This window comes from Algoriphagus sp. NF (assembly GCF_028823735.1).
Lineage (GTDB): Bacteria > Bacteroidota > Bacteroidia > Cytophagales > Cyclobacteriaceae > Algoriphagus > Algoriphagus marincola.
Genome location: NZ_JAPEIB010000008.1, coordinates 1 through 26,771, shown reverse-complemented (window position 1 = coordinate 26,771; position 26,771 = coordinate 1). Strand labels below are relative to the sequence as shown.

21 protein-coding genes are annotated in these 26,771 nt (G+C 43.2%); 2 read left to right on the top strand and 19 right to left on the bottom strand.

From position 1 onward, the window contains the following. Positions 1-648 precede the first annotated feature (648 nt). The 12 genes from OU792_RS05345 to OU792_RS05290 all read right to left on the bottom strand — a co-directional run bounded on the left by OU792_RS05345 (position 649) and on the right by OU792_RS05290 (position 14,291). The gene (locus tag OU792_RS05345) at positions 649-1,773 is read right to left on the bottom strand and encodes a glycosyltransferase (protein ID WP_274669675.1); all 1,125 of its coding nucleotides are present in this window, start codon (positions 1,771-1,773) and stop codon (positions 649-651) included. Then, positions 1,749-2,909 (bottom strand): glycosyltransferase family 4 protein, encoded by a 1,161-nt coding sequence (locus OU792_RS05340; RefSeq protein WP_274669674.1) that lies wholly within the window; start codon positions 2,907-2,909, stop codon positions 1,749-1,751. Before OU792_RS05340 ends, OU792_RS05345 begins: the two co-directional genes overlap by 25 nt. Next, positions 2,902-3,792 (bottom strand): class I SAM-dependent methyltransferase, encoded by an 891-nt coding sequence (locus tag OU792_RS05335; RefSeq protein ID WP_274669673.1) that lies wholly within the window; start codon positions 3,790-3,792, stop codon positions 2,902-2,904. Before OU792_RS05335 ends, OU792_RS05340 begins: the two co-directional genes overlap by 8 nt. A gap of 3 nt (positions 3,793-3,795) precedes the next feature. Beyond that, complete coding sequence (locus tag OU792_RS05330; protein ID WP_274669672.1) at positions 3,796-4,920, bottom strand: glycosyltransferase family 4 protein; 1,125 nt, start codon at positions 4,918-4,920, stop codon at positions 3,796-3,798. Beyond that, positions 4,917-5,717 carry an O-antigen ligase family protein gene (locus tag OU792_RS05325; protein WP_342453726.1) on the bottom strand — a complete coding sequence of 267 codons (801 nt, stop codon included), beginning with the start codon at positions 5,715-5,717 and terminating at the stop codon, positions 4,917-4,919. The genes OU792_RS05330 and OU792_RS05325 overlap by 4 nt, the downstream gene beginning before the upstream one ends. Further along, positions 5,714-6,055 (bottom strand): hypothetical protein, encoded by a 342-nt coding sequence (locus OU792_RS05320; RefSeq protein WP_134200169.1) that lies wholly within the window; start codon positions 6,053-6,055, stop codon positions 5,714-5,716. The genes OU792_RS05325 and OU792_RS05320 overlap by 4 nt, the downstream gene beginning before the upstream one ends. Next, positions 6,042-7,442 (bottom strand): O-antigen ligase family protein, encoded by a 1,401-nt coding sequence (locus tag OU792_RS05315; protein ID WP_134200167.1) that lies wholly within the window; start codon positions 7,440-7,442, stop codon positions 6,042-6,044. Before OU792_RS05315 ends, OU792_RS05320 begins: the two co-directional genes overlap by 14 nt. Next, complete coding sequence (locus OU792_RS05310) at positions 7,433-8,356, bottom strand: glycosyltransferase family 2 protein (protein ID WP_134200165.1); 924 nt, start codon at positions 8,354-8,356, stop codon at positions 7,433-7,435. Before OU792_RS05310 ends, OU792_RS05315 begins: the two co-directional genes overlap by 10 nt. Then, positions 8,340-9,629: an oligosaccharide flippase family protein gene (locus OU792_RS05305; RefSeq protein WP_026946219.1), complete on the bottom strand. Its 1,290-nt coding sequence runs from the start codon at positions 9,627-9,629 to the stop codon at positions 8,340-8,342. The genes OU792_RS05310 and OU792_RS05305 overlap by 17 nt, the downstream gene beginning before the upstream one ends. Positions 9,630-9,641: 12 nt before the next feature. Then, positions 9,642-10,709: an exopolysaccharide biosynthesis protein gene (locus OU792_RS05300; protein WP_134200163.1), complete on the bottom strand. Its 1,068-nt coding sequence runs from the start codon at positions 10,707-10,709 to the stop codon at positions 9,642-9,644. Between the two features lie 2 nt (positions 10,710-10,711). Beyond that, a complete protein-coding gene (locus OU792_RS05295; protein ID WP_274669671.1) occupies positions 10,712-13,300 on the bottom strand; it encodes an SLBB domain-containing protein in 2,589 nt (862 codons plus the stop codon). Between the two features lie 115 nt (positions 13,301-13,415). Next, entirely contained in the window at positions 13,416-14,291 is an 876-nt protein-coding gene (locus tag OU792_RS05290; protein ID WP_274669670.1) for a radical SAM/SPASM domain-containing protein, read from the bottom strand. A gap of 243 nt (positions 14,292-14,534) precedes the next feature. Here OU792_RS05290 and gldB point away from each other — a divergent pair, with 243 nt between their 5' ends. Then, positions 14,535-15,539: a gliding motility lipoprotein GldB gene (gene gldB / locus OU792_RS05285; protein ID WP_134200159.1), complete on the top strand. Its 1,005-nt coding sequence runs from the start codon at positions 14,535-14,537 to the stop codon at positions 15,537-15,539. Here the strand turns inward: gldB and OU792_RS05280 are convergent. From OU792_RS05280 to nth, 3 genes are read right to left on the bottom strand one after another with little or no spacing between them, the layout of a single operon-like run. Further along, complete coding sequence (locus OU792_RS05280; RefSeq protein WP_274669669.1) at positions 15,502-16,725, bottom strand: glycosyltransferase family 4 protein; 1,224 nt, start codon at positions 16,723-16,725, stop codon at positions 15,502-15,504. The two genes, gldB and OU792_RS05280, sit on opposite strands and share 38 nt — an antisense overlap. Then, positions 16,722-18,497, bottom strand: coding sequence for an asparagine synthase (glutamine-hydrolyzing) (asnB, locus tag OU792_RS05275; RefSeq protein ID WP_274669668.1), 1,776 nt, complete (start codon positions 18,495-18,497; stop codon positions 16,722-16,724). The genes OU792_RS05280 and asnB overlap by 4 nt, the downstream gene beginning before the upstream one ends. Beyond that, the gene (gene nth, locus OU792_RS05270) at positions 18,498-19,169 is read right to left on the bottom strand and encodes an endonuclease III (RefSeq protein WP_026946213.1); all 672 of its coding nucleotides are present in this window, start codon (positions 19,167-19,169) and stop codon (positions 18,498-18,500) included. A gap of 100 nt (positions 19,170-19,269) precedes the next feature. On the opposite strand from nth, the gene OU792_RS05265 reads away from it, so the two are divergent. Beyond that, positions 19,270-20,394 carry a DmpA family aminopeptidase gene (locus OU792_RS05265; protein WP_274669667.1) on the top strand — a complete coding sequence of 375 codons (1,125 nt, stop codon included), beginning with the start codon at positions 19,270-19,272 and terminating at the stop codon, positions 20,392-20,394. Between the two features lie 54 nt (positions 20,395-20,448). Here OU792_RS05265 and OU792_RS05260 read toward each other — a convergent pair whose 3' ends face one another. The 4 genes from OU792_RS05260 to OU792_RS05245 all read right to left on the bottom strand — a co-directional run bounded on the left by OU792_RS05260 (position 20,449) and on the right by OU792_RS05245 (position 26,584). After that, on the bottom strand, positions 20,449-22,242 hold the full coding sequence (locus OU792_RS05260) for an acyl-CoA dehydrogenase family protein (protein ID WP_134200151.1): 1,794 nt from the start codon (positions 22,240-22,242) through the stop codon (positions 20,449-20,451). Between the two features lie 104 nt (positions 22,243-22,346). Then, complete coding sequence (locus OU792_RS05255; protein ID WP_134200149.1) at positions 22,347-23,522, bottom strand: thiolase family protein; 1,176 nt, start codon at positions 23,520-23,522, stop codon at positions 22,347-22,349. Positions 23,523-23,689: 167 nt separating this feature from the next. After that, positions 23,690-26,095: a 3-hydroxyacyl-CoA dehydrogenase/enoyl-CoA hydratase family protein gene (locus OU792_RS05250; RefSeq protein WP_134200147.1), complete on the bottom strand. Its 2,406-nt coding sequence runs from the start codon at positions 26,093-26,095 to the stop codon at positions 23,690-23,692. 27 nt (positions 26,096-26,122) lie between these two features. Continuing rightward, the gene (locus OU792_RS05245) at positions 26,123-26,584 is read right to left on the bottom strand and encodes a MarR family winged helix-turn-helix transcriptional regulator (RefSeq protein WP_024284217.1); all 462 of its coding nucleotides are present in this window, start codon (positions 26,582-26,584) and stop codon (positions 26,123-26,125) included. Between the last annotated feature and the right edge of the window lie 187 nt (positions 26,585-26,771).

Here is a 26,771-nt window from a genome sequence, read left to right as displayed (position 1 = left end):
ATAGGATCTCCCGCAGATTTCCACAGATTAGCTGCGCTGAAGTTCGCTGATTTTTTGACCAAAAAAAATGCCTCCAGAATCTGAATCCACGAAAATCAGCGGATTTTTCTGCGATGATCAGCGGGATAGAAAAGAGAAAAAATAGCTTTCCTATATCCCTATGTGGTTCATCTTTTTTAAACCACATAGAGGCATAGTGCACATAGCAATCTGGAAACTGCATTTTCTGTTGGTCAGACGTGAGTGAGGACACTCACGTTGGCTCATTTATCATTCTTTTCTATGCGGCTATGTGGTTCATCTTTTTTAAACCACATAGAGGCATAGTACATATAGCAATCTGGAGACTGAATTTTCTGTTGGTGACGTGATTGAGGACACTCACGTTGGCGCATTTATCGTTCTTTTCTATGTGGCTATGTGGTTCATCTTTTTTAAACCAAATAGAGGCATAGAGCACATAGCAATCTGGAGACTGAATCTTCTGTTGGTCAGACGTAAGTGGGGACACTCACGTTGGCGCAGAATAAGATTGATACTAAATCAGTAAATCGAACTTAAAGTGGTCCGTCACTGCGAGCGAAGCGTGGCAGTCTATTCTATTGCAAACAAAAAGCTCACTCGCTCTCCCTTCCTCCGTGGTAAAAATTATTTCTTGGCCAGAGCTCGAAACACCTCCAAATACTGCTCTGTGACATGGTCCCAATTGTACTTTTGAGTCAATCCCGACTTAGCTGTTTTTCGAAGCTTCTCCATTTCCTCCGGTTCTGATTCAGCTTTTTCCACGGTTTCTTTCACCGATTCGGCCTTTTTTTCAAAATACCTGCCATGCTTTCCGTTTTTCAACATTTCCTGATTGAAAGGCGTGTCCAAAGCCAAAATCGCACAGCCATAACCCAAAGCTTTCAGCATCGCCGGGTTGGTGCCCCCATATTCATGCCCATGGAAATACACATAGCAGTGGGAGTATAGCGCTGCCAACTCATTTGGGTCGGTGACATAACCTGTAAAAAGTAAGCGGGGGTCCTGTATGTTTTTCAGACGATTGGCCCAAGCATCCGTGAAAGGCACATCGCCCACAATGACAAGTTTCCGATCAGAATTGGACTTTAAAAAACCTTCAATAATCAAGTCCGCATTGTTATCCGGCACCAGCCTTCCTACGATCAAAAAATAGTCTCGGCTTTCTAAATTCCACTTTTTCAATGGCTCGGAACCTACGCTTTCCCTAGGGTTTGCACCATAGGCGATGACTTTGGAGTCCGTATCGAAAAGCTCCAAATAAACTCTCCGCATTTCATCAGAGTCATTGATGATTTGATCATAAAGTTTGGTTGCCATCTTGGAAGCCCAGTAAAAATATTTGGAACCCAAACCTTTCCACTTCGGTCTTAGCCATTCCAAGCCATCCACATTGATAGCGGTGGGCTTTCGGAAAACTTTTGAAATAATTCCAAAAGGACCATTCCCCGAATTCACCACAAAAATCACATCCACATCCGAAAAGCAGGCATGTAGCATAGAAAAGAAAGTATGCGTCAACTGCGTTAAACTTTTGGACTCGATCGCAGGCGTATAAATACATTCGATCCCATTGACGAAGCGAGGTCTTTCTTTAAAAAGTGCCCGGTGATTATAGACTCGCACATGCACTCCTTTGGCTACCAATCGCTCTCCGAGTTCTTTGATCATCGTATCATAGCCACCATATACGTATGGATAGCCTTTTGCGCCCATGATAGCAACTTTCAGTTTTTTCTCAGATGCTGCCATAAGTGATTTTTGATTTTTTCTTCGAAAGCTTCCAGGCTAAATTCCTTTAAGACTCGAGCTCTTCCAGCTTGGCCCATCTCTATTCTGAGTTTCTTATCTCTGATCAATTGGCCCAAAGCTTTTGCTCCAGCTTCCACCTCAGCAATCGGAATGAGAAAACCAGTTTCTCCCTCTACTACCATTTCTGAAGCACCACCTGATCGAGTGGCTACCACGGGTTTGGATGCAGCCATCGCCTCCAAAATGACGGTAGGAAAAGAATCTGGCAAAACCGAAGGAAGCACAAAAATATCCAGGGAATCCATCAACTCAGGAATATCCTTTCGAAAACCCAAGTAACTCACTCTTGTCTCTAACTTCTTATTTATAATCTCTTGTTTAATTTCTTCCAAAATCGGTTCATAGCCGGGAAATGGGTCTCCAACAAAGACGAAATGAAGATTGGAGTGGGATTTAAGCAAGCTTTGAGCTATTTCCAGAAAAAACAGCTGTCCTTTTCCGGGATTGATTCTGCCGACCATTCCAATTAGCAGCGTTTCCTGACTCAATCTCAATTCCTCTTTCAACTTACCCTTCGCTTTCAAAAACTCACCATAAGGAATTCCATTCGGAATGACTTCAATTTCCGACTTCTTCAGCATACTTCCCCAATGATTTCCGACCGACTGAGATACTGCAATCGGAGCAGGGGTGGTCTGATCCAGTAGATTACTCAGCCACTTGACCAAAGGTGCCGGCCCGGGTAAAATTTCGTGAATATGCCAGCAGTGAGGGATTTGCTTTCGCTTGGCCCAGTAAGCGCCTACTACCACCGCCAGGGTGTTGGAGTAGACCAATTCAAATTGGTACTGCCGATGAAGCTTATTGAGGAATTGGTAGGCTTTAAGGTTTTTGGAAATTCGGTTGGCAAAGCCAATGGGGTTGACATATTTCCTGCGTAAAATGCCCAAATTCTGAATATGATAGGAAATTTTAGACCTCTTCAAATCCACCTCGATAGGTCCTGAACCCGTTAAAACAACTACAGGTTGGAAGCCTTGATTTTGGTATACCCGAAGAACCTGCAAGATGATTTTTCCCGAGCCATAGTGCTCAGAAGAACTCTGAAGAAAAAGTACATTTCGGGTTTTAGTCATGCTTTTCGAAGTAAACTCCCACAATTCCGGACTTTCCGAAAGGAATCGAAACTACTTCCAAAATCCATGCAAAAGGCAAAACCAAACCCACAATCAGCATCAATCCAATGGTCTTTTTTCGCTTGAGTCGCAAAATCAGATTTTCTTTAAACCCCAAACGCGATAAAAAGGCCTGCAACATCCCCAAGACTCCCAAGTGGATAGAATAGGAGCGTGTAGCAACTTTACGAAAACCCAATTTTTCTACATTTTCGACTAAAATTTCTTCTGTCCAATGCGTCAAATGTTTAGGAATATCCCAGTGCATCCAATTGCCTCCAGCGATTTGTGCCTGCCAGGAGTCAGCCCTTGGCACCTCGATGTAAACAAGCTTCTGAGCATTCTGATCCAGAAGCTTTTGGAGTAAATCCAGGGGTTCAGGCAAATGCTCCAAAACATGGTTGAGTGTGATTAAGTCATAGTTTTCTGATCCGATTTTACCCCCATGATAAAATTCAGAAATGACAGAGACGCCATATTTCTCAGCAGCAAATCTAGCTCGTTCTTGGGCTGTTTCAACTCCCAAACCTTTCCATCCTAAATCTTGAGCCACTTTCAAGAACTGTCCTTTTCCAGACCCAAAATCCAAAAGACTTTTTGCTTGCGGGTAAATTCTTCGTGCCTTTCGTAGCACTTGTTTGGCCTCTCTGAAAATGATTTTTTCAAAAATCGACTGCCGATTATCCACCACCGCATATACCTCATCCTCGTATAGCCTTCCCATTTCAATTTCCTCTGGCAAATAAGTCCAGCGGACCCCACAGGAAGCACAGGTATGGACGGAAAGCGGAAGGAGATTAGCAGGAGGGGGAGTTTGACAAAGAGGACAGTGAGTTTGCCGCATGGATTAAGATCCGGATTTCAGAATAATCTGATGAAAAGCTTCTACAAATTTTTGAGGGGAAAAGTCGGCAGAGCGGATTTTCCCTTTTTCGCTAAGACTCTGGCGAAGGGCAGAATCCTGTTCCAAAAGTATCATTTTTTCCAGTAAATCTTGCTGATTTCCGGTTTGGAAAGGAAGCCCAGCACCTCCCGCCACTTCCATCAGTGCCTTTTGATCCGAATGGATTACCGGAAGTCCAAAGCCCATCGCCTCAGGAATCGGAATTCCAAATCCTTCATTTTCGGAAGGAAACACATAAGCAAAAGCTCCCTCGTACAGGGATTTGATCTCTCCGTCGCTTAAATACCCAGGAAGTAAAACCTGCTGGGCCAGACCTAATTCCTGAATCAGGGCCTCCACCTTCGGAAAGTCATTCATCTGATCACTTTGCCCGGGACCACCTACCAGAAGCAATTTCTTGTCCGAGCCAGTTTGCTCGACAAAATCTGCGAATGCCTTGGTCAGCAGCAGCAGCTGTTTGCGCTTATCAAAGGTACCGATATGTAGAAAATAGCTTTTCTTCTCTAAGTTTAGCTTCGAAAAAACCCCCAGTTCGGAAGGAGATTTGAGGCTTTTTGGGCATTGATAAATGACAGAAATCGGGAAATCATCTCCCAAATTGTCCAGCAGCGATTTCCTGGAGTATTCTGTCGTGGTAATGATTTCTGTATGCTCTTTCAGGCCTTTTTTAATCAGACTCAGAAAATACTTTCGCCACCATCGGGGGTAGTTTTGCGGCATTTGCCAAAAGAAGGCATCGTGAATGACCGTCAAGCGACGACAAGGCAATGAAGCCGCCGGAGAGACAAAATCCGGACAAATGAGAACATCCGGTTTGTATTTTTTCACCAGATCCGGAAGTTGAAACTCCTTCCAACGGAAATAGTCCAAGTGGTAGTTCAGTCGCTGAATTTTGCTTTGTGGACCTTTGAAACTTTCATCTTTTAATTGCTCATCAGGCTCATGGGTAAAAATAAATTCAATCTCGGGATGAGGATACTTTCGAAAACCCTTCGCCAATTCCACCATATAGGTTTTGATGCCAGTGCTGGCGACATTGAGGTATTGAAGATCGAAGAGTACTTTCAAAAATCTAGGGGTTTACTCAAAGATAATTGGATTCTCCCATACTCCCTCACCGAAAACCCAATCATCCACCAGCTTACCCAAGCTACATAAGTGTACATTTCGGCATTGGCCGTAAATAGGGGTAAAAGTAATCCAACTTTGGTAGCCGCTCCGACAAAAGCAATTCGGGCCTTGGGAGTAGAATCTGTTCCGTAAAAAACCCGTAAACTCAAGATCACCCCCGAGGCTATGACTAGCATATAAAGCAGCATCCCAATCCAACCAAACTGCACCCCGTAGATCAGAAACTGATTTTCTCCGCCAACTCTCAATTCATCCGTCACACTTCCGGCATTACCACTCATGGCCAAGCCTATCCCCAAGGGATTGGCAATCATTGAATCTAAAGCCAAGAGCCATTCCACCACATGCCCGATGCTGGAGGTATTCTCAAAGGTCAGGGTATCGATTACAAAAAAGTAAAAATCCTCAGAGGCAAAAAAGACCACATAGATTCCAAATGCCACTAAAGCCAAAAATCCGGCTCCAATCAGTTTGTACAAGCGAAAGACCAAAGCAATAAAGAAAATCATCAGAAAAAAGGCGCCAAATGCAGCTCTGGAAGCAGAAAAAACCAAGCTTCCGAGTGAACAAGCCATCACCAAAAGGTAGAGCCAGTTGTATTCTCTTTTGCTGGTCAAAAACCAGATCAATCCTGCCGCAAAGCCCATCAAAACCGAACTGGCCATCTCTAAAGGATCTGAAAAAAAGCTGGCCAGGCGCTTGGTTACCGCTTGGGTTTCAAAGGTCCAGGTCAATCCAAAATTTCCTCTTCTGGGTGTAGAAGGTGCTTGATTGGGACTAGGTGTAGTTTGAATTTCGCCTCTGCTTTAATCTCTTTTTCACCTAAGGAAGAAATCCTATTAAAGTGATTTACTATAATATTCTTATAACCTACAGCTTCATAGAGTTCTTTGTCATAATAGTTGGTATAATAGTTTTTAAGTTCTTCAGCATCTGCCATTGGGTTGGCAAATACTAATTCGCAACTTTGGCACTTTACTCGGGAGATATGAGGTCCTTTTCTGAAGGTGTCAATTGCATATCCTTTTAGGTTTTCTGATCCACAGATGGGACAGTTTCTATGTAATTTCATACTTAATTTTTTTTATCTCTGAATATTCTTTAGCGCCTACTCCTATCATCCACCATGTTATCCAAGAAACATAGGTGTATATTTCAACATTTGCTGTAAATAATGGGAGCAATAAGCCCACCTTCACAGTCGCTCCCACAAATGCTATTCGAGCTATATTTATTTGATCTGATTGGTAGAATGCATTAATTGAAGTTCTAATTCCTGTAAAAAGTGCCCCAATGTATAAAAGCATCCCGATCCAGCCCAACTGCACCCCATAAATCAAAAACTGGTTTTCTCCACCCACTCTGAGTTCATCTTCTACACTTCCAAAATTCCCACTCATGGCCAGGCCTATTCCTATGGGATTTGCAACCATCGAGTCCAAAGCCAATAGCCATTCCACCACATGCCCGATGCTGGAGGTATTCTCAAAGGTCAGGGTATCGATTACAAAAAAGTAAAAATCCTCAGAGGCAAAAAAGACCACGTAAATACCAAATGCCACTAAAGCCAAAAAGCCCGCACCGATCAGTTTGTACAAGCGAAAGACCAAAGCAATAAAGAAAATCATGACGAAAAAGGCTCCAAAGGCAGCTCTAGAAGCAGAAAAAACCAAACTGCCCAGTGAACAGGCCATCACCAGAAGGTAAAGCCAGTTGTATTCTTTTTTACTGGTCAAAAACCAAATCAATCCTGCCGCAAATCCCATCAAAACCGAACTGGCCATCTCCAAAGGATCTGAAAAAAAGCTGGCCAAGCGCTTGGTTACCGCTTGGGTTTCAAAGGTCCAGGTCAGGCCAAAATTTCCTGTGGGTTCAATGTCATTGATCGCAAAATTGTACAAAGCATAACCCGTAAACTGCTGCAAGTGGGCATTGAGCAGGAAATTTTCTACCAGATTGACCAGAAAAGCTCCAATAGCTACAAAAAAGATAATCTTGAAAACCCGTTGAATTTCGAAGTCTGAAAAGGAAGTATTTCTCCCCAGAAAATAAACCAAGCCGGGAATCAGCATGCTTTTGAAATAGAGGGCTTTGTTTAGAAATGAAGCTTGTCCTATCGGAAGCAAGAGATAGCCAAAAGCCAAACTCAGGAATGCCAAGAAGAACCAATCGGTGGAATATAAACGAAAGGGATACAGGGCGATTTTCCGATGATACAGGACAAATACCAGCAGCGCTACCAAGACTACCAACTCCTTGAGGATTTGAAATATACTCACCACGGCAGCCGACTGGGTAGCTAGGTACACCACACTCAAGCTGGTAATGTAAAATGGAAGAAATGCGGCAAGAAAGAAAATGGCATAAGTCCATTTACCCTGAAAAATCATCTTTTCCAGTGTCCAGAGGAACCCAACTCCTACGGCTAAGGCAATCAAAAAGAAGATGATCAAGGCCATTTTGGAGCAGATTTAAGTGGAGTAAATAGCCCGTCTTTGATTCCTTTTGCCACGGCCTTTAGTTTTCGAAAACGGCCTCTCAGCAGGAAATAAAATATCCAGAGCTTAAACCTACCCAAATGATAGAGAAAACCTAAGCCAGCTTTTTGACTTCTCAGCAGAAAAAACTGATTCCGCACATGGTAATAAAACACCCTTGCACTCAAGGTTCCCTCAGAGTGTGACTTTTTGGAAGAGCCTCCGGCTTCATGGTAGATTTTTGCTTCAGGCACCAACCCGATTTCAAAGCCCTGATTCCGAATTCTCAGGGACCATTCCACATCTTCGAAATAGGCAAAATACTGCTCATTGAGGAGTCCTGATTGTAGAATGGCTTCTCGAGTAAACAACATGCAGCAGCCAGTCGCCCAGTCTAGTTTTTTCGAAAATGGCTGATAATTTTTTAAGGTTTTTCGGTCCCCTAGGGTTTTGGCACGACCGAGCAGGGAGATGAATTTTCCACCGGCCGACCAGATTTTTTCGGGTTCATCCAAAAAGCAAATCATTGGCTGCAGCAGGCCTAGTTTGGGATTTTTTGAAAAGGCAAGCATCATTTTTCCCAAAAAATCCGGCTCCACTAGGGTATCATTATTTAGCAACATGATGTGAGAAAAACCCATTTCCAGTGCTTTTCGGATACCAACATTGTTTCCTCCGGCAAAGCCTAGGTTTTGCTCATTCTCCAAAAGCACAAGCTTTGGAAATTCCTTCTTCAGCACCTGTCCTTCGGGTTTTTTGGAGTCATTATCTACCAAAATGACTTGAAAATCAGGAAAGTCTACTTTTTCCAAAGAGCTTAGGCAGGCCCGGGTAAACTCCAGCCCATTCCAATTGATCAAAATAATTGCTACGGATGGATTAGGTATAAAAGCCACGGACTAGATCTTTTTTATGCCGATAAAGCAGTACAAGGCAAATCAAAAATACAATGATTTCTGTGGAGATAATTCCGATACAAAGGCCAAGACCTCCCAAATAGCTGGTTAAAATTGCTGAAACCACGATCATGTACAAGCACATCATCCAGCTAGCCTTAAAGAGCAATTCCTTCAGGTCTGCCACAAGCAATAAGGTCACATTTCCCACATTTAGACAAGCCAAAAAGGGGACTGCAGCCAAGATTTTCAAATAAAGCACAGACTCCGCCAAATCGGAACGGGAAAGGACTCGGATAATCCAAGGTGCCGTGAAATGTGCTCCTGCGGAAATCAGCATACCCGCCAAGAGAACTCTCAAGTAGACATTTTTTAAAAAGCGAAAAAATGCAGGTCTATCTTCTTTGAGCAATTTAGAAGCATTGGGAAAAATGGCCTGAATGATCAAAGCAGGAAATAGTCTCAAAACCATCACCACTCGCTCCGCCAAGCTATACATACCCAAGGTCTCTGCAGCAGAGAAGAAACTCAGAATAATCAGTCCTCCATTAATAGAAATATGACTGGCCAGATTGGAAAAGAAAAGGAGTATGTTCTCCTTGAGGCTTCGGTAAATGGCCGAAAACTCAGGACGATAAAATTTGATTCCCATAAAAGCATGGATATAAAAAAGCAGCATCAGATTAATGGAAAGCCCAAAAAAGCCCAACATAAAATTCACCCATTGACTTTGCTCAGGACTGTGGATAAAGAGCACAATCCCCATCAAAAAGAGCAGCTTGGAGAAAATATTGGCGATGGACACCAGTTTCATTTTTTCCATTCCCTGAAAAAACCAAAGCGGTAAGGTCGCTTCTGAGAATAGGAGCAGAGAGGAAAAAACCAGTATCAATTGATACTCCTGAAAAAGGTTGAGTCCAAAAGCGCCAATCAAAATCAAAAGGGTAGCAATCGCTGCCAACATGGCCTTTCCCGAAAAGACATTAGAAACCAGATGCGATAGGGCCTCTTTGTTTTGTTGGTTGACAGCAACCTCACGAGGAGCGCTGAGGTTATACCCAAAACCAACCAAAATATTCAGCAGGATGATGACCGATAGAGCCAGGTTTACCAAACCAAACTGATCCACACCAATACTCTGAATCAAAAGCGGCATGGAAATAATGGAAATCAGCACATTGGATGATTGGATAATCGCCAGAAACAGGAAGTTCTGAATCGATTTGTTTCGGATAAAATTGCTGAGAGGAAGTAATGTGAGCTTTTCAAACATGGCAGCTGGGGTTTAGCTTTCCTGCACATGTTTTTGATACAGCCTGCGAAAGTATAAGGCAAAAAGTGTCAGTAAACCCCCAATGATTGCTCCCAAAACGATTCCTTTCACCAATCGGATTTCTGTTCTTTTCAAGGGAAATCTCGGAGAGTCGATAATCTGAATCAAAGGAGAATTGTTGCGGTGATTGACCTTGGCAATTTCTAAGTTTTTGACGATCTCCTGATAGACAGCTGCCGTCGCCTGCACGTCGATTTGTCGCTTACGGCTTTCGACCTGAGCGGAATTGAGCAGGGGGTTCACATTGGGTACCCGATCCGTAGCAGTCGCATATTCTGCGATACTTTCATCCAAAATGGATCGAACCGAATCTGCCTGCGTTTGAAGAATCCGAAGGTTTTCTCCGGTTTTTTTTGTTTTTGTCTCCAGGTAAAAGGTATTGACCTTATCCACCAATGTCTCGTTGAAAATCTTGGCAAATGCTTCGTCTTTGGATGAAATACTAACCTGGATGATACTTAGCTTTCGATCAGGTTTGACCACAGAGAGCTGTCTTTCTCGGATAAGCTTGGAAACTTGCTGCACTACTGAATCCTGCGCTACTGTAAACTGCCGCCGCTCTAAGGAGAAGTCCATCCCGGAAATATCAACCTTGGAGGCCCACTTTTTGTCCAGTTCCTCGAATTCCACGAATCGATCGATCAAAAGTTTCTCTTGATCAAAAGGACTCAACAAAGTCTCTCCGAGCATACGGTCAGATTTGTACAGCTCCATGATATTGTCTCCCTGAAAAAGTCCGCTGGTACTACCCAAAGAACCCAAATTCACCCCGACCAAGGAAGCCAATCCTGACATTTGACTGATTCCTCCGGTATCTCCCTCTTCCAAAACAAAGGAAGTTTCTGCGTGAAAAACCGGTTTTTTGAAAATTGAAACCAAAGCTCCCAAAACCATCCCGATTAGGCCCGCAGCAATCAAAATTTTCCACTGAGAAATAAAAAAAAGCAACCAATCCCGAAGATTTTGAATGACTTCTTTCAAGGTAAACTGGCTATCCGAAAAGTGCTTATTCTCTGTCATACTTAGTTCCAGTTGATTTGCGAAAGCACCAAGGCCAAAGTAGCCAAGCCGGTAGTGATTCCAACCACATCCCCTAATCGGAGAGGGATTTTCGGTCCTTTAGTCGGCACAATCACTTCAGCTCCCGGCTCCACAGGAGGGTAATTTCGGATTCCCAAAAAGCCCTTGGTGCGCTTGACTGCTCCGTTGGCATAGACCACATAAGTCTGCTTACGATTGGCTCTTCGCTCAAAGCCTCCGGCCCCGTTGATGTAATGCTTCAGTCCACGACCCTTTTCATGTCGAAGCGTGGTTGGGTAAACCACATCCCCTCGCATTCGGACGGTCTGAAGAAGCTTGGGAACAGATAGAATATCTCCTTCCTCAAGCAAAAGATCACTTTCAGATCCTGGATTGGATAGAATTGCTTCCAAGTCAATAGCTACAGCTTCGGTTTCCTTGATTTTTACTGCAAAACCCGGAGTTTCGGCAGCTATCTGATCCAGTGATTCCTTCTTGGAATTAGCAATCAAGGTGTCCACCGGGTTTTCTTCTACATTCAAATTCTCAAAAAGCCGCTGTAAAAGTTCTTCCTGCGCTTCTGAGTTATTCGGGTCCTTGAGCAATTGCAATCGTAGGGATTCTAAGTTTCGTTGACGACGGATTTGCTCCGATTCGGTATTGAAAAACTCTGTCCTTCTAATCAAAGTCGCTCCTTTAGCATAAGCAAATTGATTCAAGCCACCTGCTCTATTTACCAAATCAGAGATTCGCTCTATTGAGCTTTCAATAGCAAAGATTCCAGGGGAATTGACTTGACCTTCTACAGCCACCAATTTTTGCATGGTAAATGCAGCTTTTCTCCGTACAATCACCTGATCGAATGGTTGTAGGATCTCAGGATTGGCGCCTTGCGAAAGATCAGCATTTACCTGAATTGGAATAATATCGGACAAGGTACCTAAATCTGAATCTTCCAATCGCCGGGCAATTTCAATATCATTCGGGTTTGCAGACTCCTGAAATCCACCTGCCTGAATCAATAAGTCTTCTACGGTCATGGACTCGGAATAGGGGTAAACTCCAGGACGCATCACTTCCCCAAGAACCTGTACATAGCGCTCATTTTGAATATCGTAAACACTGGAGATCCGCACGACATCTTCCCGCTGTAAAGGAATATCCCGAGCGGTTCCATTTAGAATTTGTTCCAGGTTGACTTGGATCATTTGGGTGCTCAGATCGCTTTTTGTCCTCAAAATGCTGGCTTGCTTCAGATAAGCATCTCCACGAAGACCTTCAGCATTTTCAATCAATTTTGAAAGAGTCAAATCTTCACTCAGTGCAAAAGTACCCTCACGATACACCGCTCCTTTGATTTGTACCCGATTGCTGTAGCGATCCAAAACCTTTCCTACGGTAAGTTCATCTCCACCTTTGAGGATAAACATCCCAAATTGATTCTCATATACGTCTGAAACCGAGCGTTGATTGTCAGAAATACGCGAAATGGCTAGTCGATCACGGAAAGCCAAATCCGTAAAACCCCCAGCATAATTCAGCAATTCTTCCACGGTATCTCCATCTTTGATTTCAAATATCATGGGACGCTTGACTTCTCCTTCGATTTCCACTCTTGCCAGATAAGGGGAAACCAAAACCACATCCTGATCCTGAAGCTGTAAATCAAGGTTGGCGGTGCCATTGATCAGCAAATCATAAATATCGATTTCGGCAACGGGCTTGGAATCACGCATCACTTTGATTTGACGCATACTTCCGTTTTCATTGGGTCCGCCTGCGGCGTAAAGGGCATTGAATACGGTGGAAAAAGCGCTTAAAGTGAAAGTCCCAGGAAGCCGAACTTCTCCCAAAATATGCACCTTAATGGTGCGTACATTCCCTAGAGTCACTTGCAAAAAGGTATTCGGGTTTGCTCCCAACATGCCAGGATAAAAGCGCGCCACTCGGTTTTTGATAATTCCCGTGGCTTCACGAATGCTTTTGCCTGAGACCGAAACTGGACCGATATTATCCAAAAGCACAAAACCATCGGGATTGACGGTCGCTTCGTAATACTGCTCAGATTGCCCATAGATATCCACATAAAGCATATCTCCGGGACCCAAAATATAATTGGACGGAGTAGCCTGATTTAGACTAGGCTCAAAACTGAGTCGACGGTTTTTCTGATAAAAAAGTGAGCTTCCAAAGATTCTGGAACCTTCAGAGTCGTCCAGTTCAGATTGAGGTTGGTAGAGGCCTTTGGTAATTTCATTCAAACCTACCTGCTGACGTGGATTACGGCGGGAGACATTGGCCTGTCTACTCGATGAGCTGCCCACCATATCAAGATCCTGGAGACGCTTCCTTAGCTTTTCTACTTCCAAAGCGGGCATGCCTCGCATTTCTGCCATTTGAAGAAACTCCATAGTCCCGAGACCAGCCTCGTTCGCCCTGCGAAGTAATTCCTGCAATTGATCGTCAGAAAGTTCGTCTACTTTGATGCTGGTGATATCGGTAGTCTGTTGCGCCTGAATCTGTGCAGGAACTGCAATCAGCAGGGAAATCAACAGCAGGAAAAAATGAGTGATTCGTAAAGTTATCTTCATGTGAAAACGCCGACACGGGTGAGATTCAAGCAAATATGCGGTTTAAAAATCCATCAATTTCTACTTTAAACCAAAAATAGTTTCAAAAAGCTGTTTTTTGAGCAGGCACTAGCCCTTACTCCGTGCAGTTTTTGCAGATTTCGATTTGAGTTCGGTCCTGAAGAAGTTGGCATCTAAAGGATTGGTAAGGAGCTGAATGCCAGATTTCTTCGAGCTTTTTTTCCTGAAAGCTCCCCATCACATGCGCTGCATCCTTATCAAAACAACAGGGCACGACTTTTCCATCCCAAGTGACCACGGCTCCCTGCCACATTCGCCAGCATTTATTTTCGATCTTTTTCTTGAGCTTCCATTTCCCCTTGCCATCCGGGATATATCTGGAATAGCCCAAATCGGAAGGAATCAGCTCAGAACCATTTTCGAAGTCATAGATTTGAGTGGTCTTGAGTTGAAGCTCATCGACACCAACTTCCTTTGCCCAGCTTTTCAATTCCGGTATCTGATGCTCATTCTGACCAGTCACCAGAAATTGGAGAACCACTCGGGGAAATTTTTTCCCTGCTTCTTTTCGCTTTTTGAGCAATAATCTCAATCCCTGATCAACTTTAGAAAGCACACCACCTATCCGATACTTTTCATAAACCTCCTGTGAAATACCATCCATCGAAACGATGAGTTGTCTCAGGCCGGAATTAATCACAGCATCCACGCGAGCTTCGTCTAAGTAATGAGCATTGGTAGAAGTGGAAGTAAATACACCTTGTGTGTGCGCATACGAGACCATTTCTAAAAAGCGGGGATTCAGAAATGGCTCACCCTGAAAGTAAAGATGCAGCCAAGAAAGATGTGATTTTGACTCATTGATGACTTTTTCGAAAAGCTCAGGCTGAAGCATACCGGTAGGGCGGGTAAAGGAACGCAAACCCGAAGGACATTCTGGACAGCGGAGATTGCAACTTGTCGTGGGTTCGATGCTTAGGGATGTGGGCATGCCCCAAATGATGGGTTTTTGTAGAAAACGGCTGATTTGAAAGGAAGATCCTAGGAGAAAAATATTCCAAACCTTTCGAAAGGAGAGGAGTCTCAGGTAAGCCAGACCAGTTTCGATTGTATTTTCCACATGCTGAAATTACAGCAAAGCCTCCATATCCACTAAAGTCCACAAGGAAAAGTCAAGCTTTGCGTTCTAATCTAACGGTTTGAATTCTGTAATTTTGATCCAAAACCCTACGAAATGAAAAACATAGGAGCCCTAGCGGTCATCTTAGCAATTATTTTTTTTCAGTCCTGCGGACAAAAAGAAGATTCCTGCTCCCTCGATTCAGAGATTTTGGACCAAGATCTTGATGTAGAAATTCTACGATTGGAAAAGAAGTTTTTCGAGGCTAAAAGTGCAGGTGACTTTGAATTCCTTCTTGAAAAGTATCCTGAATTCACCAAAAACTACCTTCAGGCAGACTTATATCAATCCATGGATTCATTGGTAGCTGACTTGGTTCAGATCCATCAGGATTCAGCCATGCGTGTCTTGAATGATTCTGTACAGGTAGAGTTTGCAGACTTTTCTGAGGTAAAAAAGGACTTGGAAAATGCCTTGAAAGCCATCAAGTATTATTTTCCACAATTTAAAGTACCGAAGGTTTACACTTTCGTCTCGGGCTTTAATTCAGATTTGGTTGTCACTGAAGACCTGATAGTGATCGGATTGGATTACTTTTTACCAGCCAGTCATAGCTTCCAGCCTGACTTGCCCCGCTACATGGCAGAGCGCTACGAGAAAGACTATATCGTTCCCATGATTGTGACGGCGATATCTTCACAATTCAACAGGACAGACCCAAATGATAATACGCTCCTAGCCGAAATGATCTACTACGGAAAGGCTTATCACTTCACTAAAGCTATTCTTCCCTGTACTTCAGATCAGTTTATTATCGGGTATACTCCAGAACAGATTTCTGAGTCCTTTGCCAATGAAGAATTCATCTGGGCTCATTTTGTAGAAAATGAATTACTCTATGAGACCAATCCCTTCGAAATCCGAAAATACATGGGTGAAGCCCCATTTACAGATGCGATCAGTACGGTAGCGCCGGGACGATTGGGGAGATGGCTGGGTTGGAATATCGTGGATGACTACGTCTTCAATCAAGAAGTTTCACTACCTATGCTGATGGCCAATCCGGATGCTGAGCAGATATTTAGGCAGTCAGGATATAGACCTCGTCCTCCTGCATAGGCGGATTTTTATCGGGATCGATGACCGATAAGAGTTTTTTGATGGCTCTTTCTTTTGTAAAGTAGCGCTCAGCCAATTGTCGGCTGTTCGCTTGCATCTTTTGTAATCGAATGGGCTGATTTTCCAGCTTTTCGAGCTCCTCAAAACATTTGCTCATTTTCCCCGGCAAGCAACTCAGTCCAAGATTATGCTGCTTGACTAATTGATAAACCCAACCTTTGTGATTAACAATGATCCCTTTCCCTGCTGCAAGCGCATCAAAAAACTTATTGGGACTGTTAGTTTTCAGCACAGGAAGATGGGCAAAAGAGATCCAGGCAAAATCTGCTAAAGACAACAGTTCGTTTACTTTTTCCTTGGGTCCAAATGGAACGAAGTGAACATTCTCCAACTTTTTGGCTTTGGCAGAATCAATCATCTGCTGTCGATGACTTCCTTCGCCCATGATTAAAAATTGCCATTTTTTATCTTGCTGCCTAGCCATTTCCGCCAAGTCCAGCATTTCTTCGACTCCATTTACCTGACCCAGAGCTCCGGTGTAAGCAATGGTCAATTCAGGCTTCAAATTCCAACGTTCAAGCTTCTTCTCTGATTTTTTTTGAGGGAAAAATCGGTCCAAATCAGAAAAGTTGGGAATGATTTGAATTTTGTTTTTCGAGCTTACATTTCTCAGGTGCTCTGCTATTCCCGGGGAAAGTGCGACCAAAGAAAGCGCTTGCTCATAGATGTTTTTTTCCAAGCTTTTCAAAGCTTGAATTAGCCAGGGGTTTTTGATCGCTCCAACCTGAATGGGTGCCTCCGGCCAAATGTCCCGAACCTCAAATATGTAAGGAATGGCTAATTTCTTTTTTGCCCAAAGCCCAATCAAACCAGTCGTCAATGGGGTAGAAGTCACATACAAAAGATCCGCTCTACCCAACTTTGGAATCAAATTTTTAGCTTTTCTGACAAATGCTAAAAAAGCCCAAACCCGCTTCAGAAATCCAAATTTCTGGTCGTATTCCACCGGCAAATAATGGACTTTGACCCCATCTATCCAGCGCTGATCGTAACTTTTGATATTTCCTCCGGTGATCACTTCTACTTGCATCCCTGCGTCCGCTAGTCCTTTGGCTAAGTGGTAGGAGCGAACAGCCCCTCCTTCTTCCGGCGCTCTGAAATATTGGTGTATGTAGAAGATTCTCATGGCTTTTGCAATTTCAGCCATTCTGCCAAAAGAAAGAAATTGTAAATCGAGAGAAAATGAGATTTCACATAACTTTCCGGCTGCTGACATAAGGCCAAGGTAGCTGGGGGTAGCTCCTTTTGATAGGTTTTGGAGAAATTTTTCACAGTAGAAAATACCCAATTTGAGAAATCATCTTTTCGACTAAACCATTCCAGCAATGGAAGTCCAAAGCCAAGCTTTTTACGATCAGCAACCCATTCTAATTCACGTTCGCGTAAACTTTGACGAATCCATTTTTTACCAAGCAGGTCCTCTTCTTTTTGTACTTGTTTCCAAAACTGGATCAAGTTAGGGTCCAAATAAGGAGAGCGCCCTTCAATACCATGTGCCATCAAGGCATTGTCCTGAATCTTCAACACATCCTGAACCAAATAAACTTGCCGATCAAAGTCCAAGGCTTGCTTTAGGGTAGAAAGATTCGATTTGAAGATTCGCTCATAATCCATAAAAAGGTCCTGAGGAGGGTTTTCCAGCGCAGAAAAATTCCAAAAGGTTCGCAATGGGTCTTTTTGGATGCCTTCAAAGGTTTTCTTCAAGCTTCTACCAAAAGGCATTTTAGCTAAAAACGGTGCTATCGATAGCGCCAAATCTTTGTTGTTTAGATAACTTTGAAATGCCTGATGCCGACGATAGCCTCCCCAAAGCTCATCTGCCCCAGCTCCAGAGACTAGCACTTTCACTGATTTCTTGGCTTCTTTTCCAATGAGCCAAGTCAAAAAGCTTGCAGAGTCACCTACCGGATAGTCAAGGTTTGTCAGGTATTCCTGCCAATTTTCTTTAAAAATTTGCTGGTTGACCGGTACAAAATTCGCCTCGAATGGCAGCTTTTTTCCGAGCTTTTCCACGGCTTTGGCATCGCTGTATTTTCTTTGATATTGTACTTCATGCTGAATAGTAAATGCTGGCAAAGTAACGCCTGTTTCCTCATACCACAGCGAATAAAGCAACGTGCTGTCTGCACCTCCACTGAGTAGCATTCCGATTGGTACATCAGCGTGAAACTGATTCAAAACGGAGTCCCTTAATAGCTCCAAAAATCCAGATTGGCTCGGCTCTTTTTCCTTTGAAACCTTGATAGAAATATCATCCCATCGAAAAGCTGATTGATCACGAATCAAACTGAATCTACCAGCTTTCCACTCTTTGACTCCCTTGAAAAAAGTCTTTCCGGGTTGGGGTGTACGAAAATAATGGAAGTACTCGACCTCCTTAAAATCAAAGTCTGACTGGATTAATTTGGCAATTCCCCGGGATTCGGAAGACAAAATCAAGCTTTCGGGAGTCTGATGATAATAGAGTGGCTTTTCCCCATTGGGATCTCTGGCGACTAGCACATTTTGGGATGTTAGGTCCACAAAAAATAATGAAAACATTCCCTCGAGCTTCTCCAGGCCAGCGCTTCCAAATGTCTTCAACCAGTGCATCAGGACTTCTGTATCAGATTGGGTAAAAAGATCTATGCCCATTTTGAGCAAAAGGTTTCTTAAATCCTGGAAATTATAGATTTCACCATTCCAGACTAGCAAGTGATTTCCCTCAGTTGACCAAAAAGGTTGATCTGCTTCAGGACCGGGATGTAAAATTTTGAGTCGATTGACACCAATCCATATTCCCGGCCATGGACTCACCCGAGCATCCTGATCAGGTCCCCTGTGTTGGGCATCCTTCATCAAAGTGCCAATTGATTCTTCATTGGCACCCTTACCCCAGATTAGATGAATTCCACACATTTATTTTTTGGGTTTTTTGCCGGGAACCAAGCCTTGATTTTTTTCAAAATATCTGCAAAAATGAGTGATTTGGCATTCTTCGCATTTCGGCCTTCTAGCCAAACAGGTATATCGACCGTGTAAAATCAACCAGTGATGAGCCTGATGTACAAATTCCTTTGGAATATGACGAACTAGGTGTTTTTCGACTTCTAGTGGGGTTTTGGCTGTCATCGGCACTAGACCCAGACGACGAGAAACGCGGAAGACATGGGTATCAACTGCCATGTTGGGCTGCTGCCAAACCACCGAAGTGATGACATTGGCCGTTTTTCGGCCAACTCCAGGAAGCTTGGTCAATTCAGCTACTGTCTCGGGAACCTCACTATTGAATTCTTCTACGAGCATTTTCCCCAATCCGAGCAAATGCTTGGTTTTGTTGTTTGGGTAGGAAACAGTCTTGATATAGGGAAAAAGCTCATCAAAATTTGAACTCGCCAAATGCTCAGGGGTGGGAAAATCACGAAAAAGAGCAGGCGTCACCATGTTGATTCGCTTATCGGTACACTGAGCCGAAAGCACAACCGCAATCAGGAGTTGAAAAGGGCTTTCATACTGGAGTTCCGTCTCAGCGATCGGCATATTTTGAGAAAAATAATCTATAAAAGCTTGGTAGCGCTCTTTTTTAAGCATTGTTTATTTAATGTTGGATGAAGGGTTTAAGATAGGTAATATTGAAAGAACTTGTCCGTTTTGACGGATTGAAAAATTCAACATCCATATCTCTTTAGCTATGAAGATTCATTCCTTGCATTTGCTCAGTCTGATTTTCCTTGTCTCGCTCGTTTCTGAATCCTACAGTCAGAGTCGTCCTCGAGATTTGGGGATTCCGTTTGGTGTGCTTCCTAGTGGAAAACTCAATGCTATTACCGATGTGGAAGGGTTGAAAGTTGGGCATTTGACAAAAATTGAAGGAGAGTCCATTCGGACAGGAGTGACTGCGATTTTACCCCATGGCGGAAATATTTTTCAGGAAAAAGTACCCGCAGCAATTTATGTGGGAAATGGCTTTGGAAAATTGGCGGGGGTCACTCAGGTGCAGGAACTGGGATTGATCGAAAGTCCGATTATTCTGACGAATACCCTTTCCGTTGCTGCTGGGATTGAAGGGACTGTTCGCTATGTGCTTTCTCAAGATGGAAATGAATCCGTACAATCCGTCAATGCTGTCGTAGGAGAGACGAATGATGGCTTTTTGAATGATATCCGTGGCATGCATATTCGGCCGGAAGATGTGATTCAAGCCATTCATTCAGCCGAGCCCGGAGCAATCGAGGAAGGAAACGTTGGTGCTGGAACAGGGACGGTTTGTTTTGGCTGGAAAGGCGGAATCGGTACATCTTCCAGAGTCTTGCCCCATTCTCTAGGCGGATATACGGTAGGCGTGTTGGTTCAAAGTAACTTTGGTGGAAACCTTCAAATTGCCGGTATACCAGTAGGAGAGAAGCTGGAAAAATATCCGTTTAGAAGTGCAATCGAAAAAGCAGATGGCAGCTGCATGATTGTAGTGGCCACTGATGCTCCACTTGAATCCAGAAATCTCGAAAGACTAGCCAAAAGAGCCATGATGGGTTTGGCAAAAACTGGTGGGATTGCTTCCAATGGCTCGGGGGATTATGTGATTGCCTTTTCAACTGCAGAAAAAATCAGGTCAAAATACAATGCAGAAAGCGGATCCCTCGAAAATCTTCAAACGATCAGAAATGATGATATGAGTTCCCTTTTTATGGCGGTGATCGAGGCTACTGAAGAAGCCATCATTAATTCACTTTTCGCTGCTGAGAGTATGACCGGGAAAGAAGGAAGGACAGTGGATGCTCTTCCAAAGGAAAAAATCCTAGAATGGATCAAAAAATAAAAAGCCCAAAGTCTATGCGACTTTGAGCTTCTTTATTTCAGAAATAACAGACCTTTAGAAAGGGTATTTCCCCTGCTCAATCATATAGTCTGCTATTTGTCTTCTGAGCTCCTTGGTATTGATCAAGTCGATTTTTGTAAATCGCTTCAATCCCATCAACATTACTTTTTGCTCGTCACCTTTTGCAAAAGAAGCGATTGCCTCCTTAGCAGCAGCATTGATTTTATCCACAGCTTCAGATAGGTAGACCTGAGACATAGCAATCTGATTTTTGCAAGCCTCTTCACCTTGGATTCCTACCAGTTTTTCAGTTCGCAGAATAGCTGATTCGACAGCATAGATTTCAATCATTACGTCTGCCAAATTCATCATTACTTCCTGCTCGTCCTCAATTCTATCTTGTAGAGCCATTGCTGCTTTACCGCCTACCATCAAGAAGACTTTTTTGAGCTTCTTGAGTACTTCTTTTTCTGCTGCGAAAAGCTCTGAAGTATCTACTGTTTCAAAAGATGGGACGGCCGTCAACTCATTTGCAACTGCCATTGCTGGTTCGAAAAGGTTGATTTCGCCTTTCATCGCCCGCTTCAGTAGCATTCCAACCATGAGCATACGGTTGATCTCATTCGTTCCCTCATAGATTCGAGCGATACGAGCATCACGATATGCACGCTCCATCGGGGCATCTGCAGAATATCCCATTCCTCCATAGACCTGAACACCTTGATCCACTACGAAGTCAAGTACTTCCGATCCATGTACTTTGGCAATAGCCGCCTCAATAGCAAACTGCTCCAATGCTTTCAACTTTGCATCCGCATCGGACAAACCCTCTGCCTCGAGAGCATCCATTCTATCTTCGATATCCTGACCGGCACGGTAGCAGAGTGATTCAGAAACGTAGGTACGAACAGCCATTTCTGCCAACATTCGTTTTACAGCTCCGAATGAGTTGATGCTAGTACCAAATTGCTTTCGCTCGGTGGAATATTTAACAGCCAAACTGGTAACTGTACGAACTCCGCCCAAAACACCGGCTCCGAGTTTCACTCGACCAATGTTGAGAATATTTACAGCAATCTTGAATCCATTTTGACGATCAGAAAGCATATTCTCAACTGGAACAGGACAGTCATTGAAGAATACCTGACGAGTAGAAGAACCTTTGATTCCCATCTTCTTTTCTTCCTCGTTCATAGTAATACCTCCAAAGGTCTTTTCTACGATGAATGCTGTCAGGTTTTTATCATCCTCGATTTTGGCAAAAACGATAAAAATATCTGCAAATCCGGCATTGGAAATCCACATCTTCTGCCCATTGATGAGGTAATGCTTTCCATCCTCAGATAGTGTTGCTTTAGTCTTACCACTATTTGCATCAGAACCTGCATCCGGCTCAGTCAGGCAATAGCATGCAGCCCATTCTCCTGTAGCCAGCTTTGGCAGGTATTTCTGCTTTTGCTCCTCGTTTCCGTAGTAAAGAATCGGCAGTGTTCCGATCCCTGTATGGGCTCCATAAGTAGTGGAGAAAGACCCTGCTGCTCCGATGATATCTGCGATCAGCATGGAAGTGTTGAAACTCATTCCCAAGCCCCCATATTGCTCTGGAACAGATACACCCAAAAGGCCCAATTCGCCAGCTTTCTTGAAAATAGATGGAACGAGATCTGGGTTTTTCATACTGTCAATCTCCTCGATATTTGGTGTGATTTCCGTATCGATAAAATCCTGACAGGCCTGAGCCATCATTTTTTGCTCTTCGCTAAACTGCTCGGGAATAAAGACATCCTGTGCCTCTGTCTCCCGGATGAGGAACTCTCCTCCCTGAATTGATTTTGAAATAGTAGTCATGTTTTAAAGTTTTAGAGATTAGAAATCAGACAATGAGAAGACAAGCTTAAAGCTTAAATATTGAGTCAAAAGATCTCATCCCTAATGTCTTGTTTCTATAAATGTTATTTAAGCAGTTCAAATATCCCAGCTACTCCCTGTCCTCCTCCGACACAGGCTGTAACCATGCCGTGCTTTTTATTCCTTCTTCGGAGTTCGTTGAAAAGCTGTACCGAAAGCTTCGCTCCTGTGCAACCTAGTGGGTGACCCAGTGCTACTGCTCCTCCATTTACGTTCAAAATATCCTCATTCAAATCGAGTGCTTTTACCACTGCCAAAGCCTGGGCAGCAAAGGCTTCATTCAATTCGATCAAGTCAATGTCATTTAGAGAAAGTCCGGCTTGCTTCAATGCTTTCGGAACAGCTTCTTTCGGACCGATACCCATTATTCGCGGATCTACTCCTGCCACAGAATAGGACATCATTCGGGCCATCGGATCCAGATTAAGCGATTTCATCAATCGCTCAGACATGACAACCACAAAAGCCGCCCCATCTGAAGTCTGGGATGAGTTTCCGGCAGTTACCTGACCACCATTTTTGAAGGCAGGCTTCAAATTGGAAAGCACTTCCAAGCTTGTTCCAGCACGTGGACCTTCGTCCGTATCTACTACATATTTTCTGGTCTTGCGCTTTCCTTTTTCATCCAGGTAAGTCTCTTCCACTTCGACAGGAACTATTTCATCTTTGAATCTGCCTTCTTGAATAGCTGCTAAAGCACGCTCATGGGATCTTACCGAAAAAGCATCAGCAGCTTCTCGAGTGATATCATAATCTTTTGCTAATTCTTCTGCTGTCAATCCCATACTGAGGTAATAGGAAGGTGTCTCAGAAGCAATTTTCCAGTTGAGGGCTGTTTTATATCCCATCATAGGAACCAATGACATAGACTCTGTACCTCCTGCGATGATACAATCGGCCATCCCAGCTTTGATTTTTCCTACAGCCAATGCGATAGCTTCCAAACCTGATCCACAGTAGCGGTTCATAACAAAACCGGGATTATCTATTCCTAGGGCCAAAAGTGAAATCATTCTACCCATTTGCATTCCTTGTTCTGCTTCAGGTATGGCATTTCCTACGATCAAGTCATCAACCATTTTGGCTTCTAGACCCGGTGTATTTGCAACGAGGTGTTTGATGACGTCAGCAGCCAGGTCATCTGGACGGTAAAAACGAAAACCACCTTTTTTGGCCTTGCCTACCGCCGATCTATATCCATTAATTATATATGCATCCATCGTGTAATTTTATTTTTTGGTTTATTGATATTGAAGAGTCAAGAGGTTAGAATCAAGTATCAAAATTTAGACTCCAATGAGTTTTTAAGCCAAATGGTCATTCTTTGAAGTTATAAATGATCAGTTTCCAATGTCTTGATACTACTATCTTGATACTTGATACTTCATTAATTTCTAAGTGGTTTTCCCTTAAATAGAATACTATGTATCCTTTCCAGCGTCTTCGGTTCGGCTGTTAGACTCAAGAATGCCTCACGCTCCAAATCCAATAAGTAATGCTCAGAAACCTCTGTTGGAGAGGATAGGTCCCCACCAGACATGACCCAAGCTAGCTTTCTGGCGATTTTTGCATCGTGCTCAGAAATATATTTTCCGTAAATCATTCCTGTAATTCCCGCTTCAAATAGCGCTAAGGAAGTTTTTCCCAAGACCTTGATGTTCGTCTGCTCGAGCGGTTGAGTATATCCTGCATCAGAAAGTGCCAGTACCTTCTCTTTTGCTTCAGCTAACTGTCGCTTTCGGTTTAAGGTGATTCCATCTTGAGGACGCAAATAGCCTAGGCCTCTTGCCTCTTCGGCAGAAGTAGAAACTTTGGCCATGGCGATATTCATGAAGTATTCCTGTAGCTGATTAAGCTCCACATCACCAGCTACCACACCATTTGCAAATCGACGGGTCATTTCCTTGGTACCGCCGCCGGCTGGAATCAATCCAACACCAACTTCCACAAGACCCATGTACAACTCTGCATGCGCTTGAATATGATCTGCGTGTAAGGACAGTTCACAACCGCCACCCAATGCCATATTATGCGGAGCTACGACTACCGGAACTGATGAATATCTTGCTCGCATCATCGTTTTCTGAAACTGTGCAATCATCAAGTTAATCTCATCGTAATCTTGATCTCCAGCAAACATGAATAGCATAGCCAAATTTGCTCCTGCTGAGAAGTTTGCTCCTTCATTTCCTATGACTAGGCCTTTGTAAGACTTTTCTGCCATGGAAATGGCTGTGTTGATACCTTCTATGACTTCTGCTCCCATGGAGTTCATCTTGGTATGGAATTCCAAACCAATGACATCATCTCCCATATCGTAAATAGAAGCTCCTGCATTGCCCCAGACTTTCTTGTCTGCTGCTTTGAGTGTATCTAGAATGATGAAATCATCCATTCCTGGTATTTCTACATAGGACTGGGATGGGATATCGTAGTATTTCTTTTTACCTCCCTCTACTTTGTAGAATGACTCATGACCCGCTTCGATCATTTCATGAACCCAAGCTGCAGCTTTTTCACCTGCCGCTTCCATTTTTTCTACTGTCTCTTTTACTCCTAAAATATCCCAGGTCTCAAATGGTCCCAGCTCCCAACCGAAGCCTGCACATACGGCCTGATCGATGCGATACAATTCATCGGCGATTTCCGGAATACGATGGGAGACATATTTGAATAGGTCATAAAAAGAAACCCGATAGAATTCTCCGGCCTTGTCATCAAAGTTGACCAAGAACTTGATTCGCTTCTTGAGATCATCTATCTCTTTGGATGCTTCAAGTGCTTTGAATTTTGGCTTTTCTACATCTTTGTATTCAAAAGTGTTGAAATCAAGTTCTTTGAGCTCTTTTCTACCGTCTTTGTGACGGATCATTTTGAAATAGCCTTGCCCGGTTTTATCACCAAACCATTTGTTTTCATAAAGAACCTCAACAATTTTTGGCAGTTTGAATTTCTCACGGGATTCATCATGAGGTAAAGCCTTATAAAGATTGTTGGCAACATTGACTGTGGTATCCAGACCAACCACATCCATGGTTCGGAAGGTGGCAGATTTTGCTCTACCAATGACAGTGCCGGTCAGTTTATCAACTTCAGATACGCCCAATCCCATTTTTTCGATAGCATGCATGCCTGAAATGATTGCGTATACACCGACACGATTGGCAATAAATGCTGGAGTATCCTTACAAAGAACCGTTTCTTTACCCAAGAAGCGATCTCCATAATCCATCAGAAAATCAATGATTTCGGGTTTTGTCTTAGGACCGGGAATGATTTCAAGAAGCTTCAGGTATCGAGGTGGGTTAAAAAAGTGTGTACCTGCAAAGTTTACTTGGAAATCTTCTGATCTTCCTTCACACATCATGTGCATAGGAATCCCTGAAGTATTGGACGTAATCAAGGTACCTGGCTTTCGATACTTTTCGACCTTTTCAAACAATTGCTGCTTGATATCCAATCGCTCTACCACTACTTCGATTATCCAATCTACATCTTTGATTTTAGGAAGATCATCATCAAAGTTTCCTGTAGAAATCCTGCTTACCAAGCTCTTTTCATAAATAGGTGAAGGCTTGGATTTCATAGTATTTTGAAGAGCTGTATTCACAATTCGGTTACGAACTGCCGGATGCTCTTTCGTTAGCCCTTTTTTCTGTTCCTCTTCTGTGAGTTCAAATGGTACGATATCCAACAAAAGCACTTCAACGCCAATATTGGCAAAATGGCATGCTATCCTGGAACCCATCACTCCGGAACCTAAAACGGCAACTTTTTTAATGGTTTTGTTCATTTTTTTGGGTTTTTGGTAGTCTGAGGTTTATAATTCAAATATGGGTTTGTTGACAGCCGATCCACTGAATTGATCAATGACAAGTTGGAGCTTTTCAAAAACCTGAAAGAAGTTTTGCAAATCTTCCTCGGGAATTACCTCCCGGACTTGTTCATTAAATTCTTTGATCGTCTGTACCGAAATCTCCTTTTTTCTTCTTCCTTCTTCAGTAAGAAAAATCCGAACGGAACGCTTATCAGAAGGGTCCTGCTTCTTAAAAATCAATCCCTTCTCCTCCATGGTTTTAAGCATTCGGGTGAGACTTCTGGTCTCCAATCCTATCATGGGAGCAATCTTGGTAGCAGGAGTTCCTTCCTTGGAATTAATGTTGATCAGCACAAATCCTATAGCCGTGGTGAATCCTTCGGCAGCTGCCTGCTGATTGTACATCCTTGATATGGCATGCCAAGCACTCTTGATGTGATAGTCTACTGTTTCTTCTCGCTTCATTTACAAGTATTCGCCTGAATTTAGAGAAGCTCAATTTAGAAATATTTTGTATGCATGCATACTATTTTGATAAAAAAGTTATGCATGCATCACAAATTTTTAATTGATAAACGGGGTATTAGTAAAATATTATATGACTCTTCGGAATCCTACACGTAGCCAAATATTCTTAGACAGCTAGTGACAA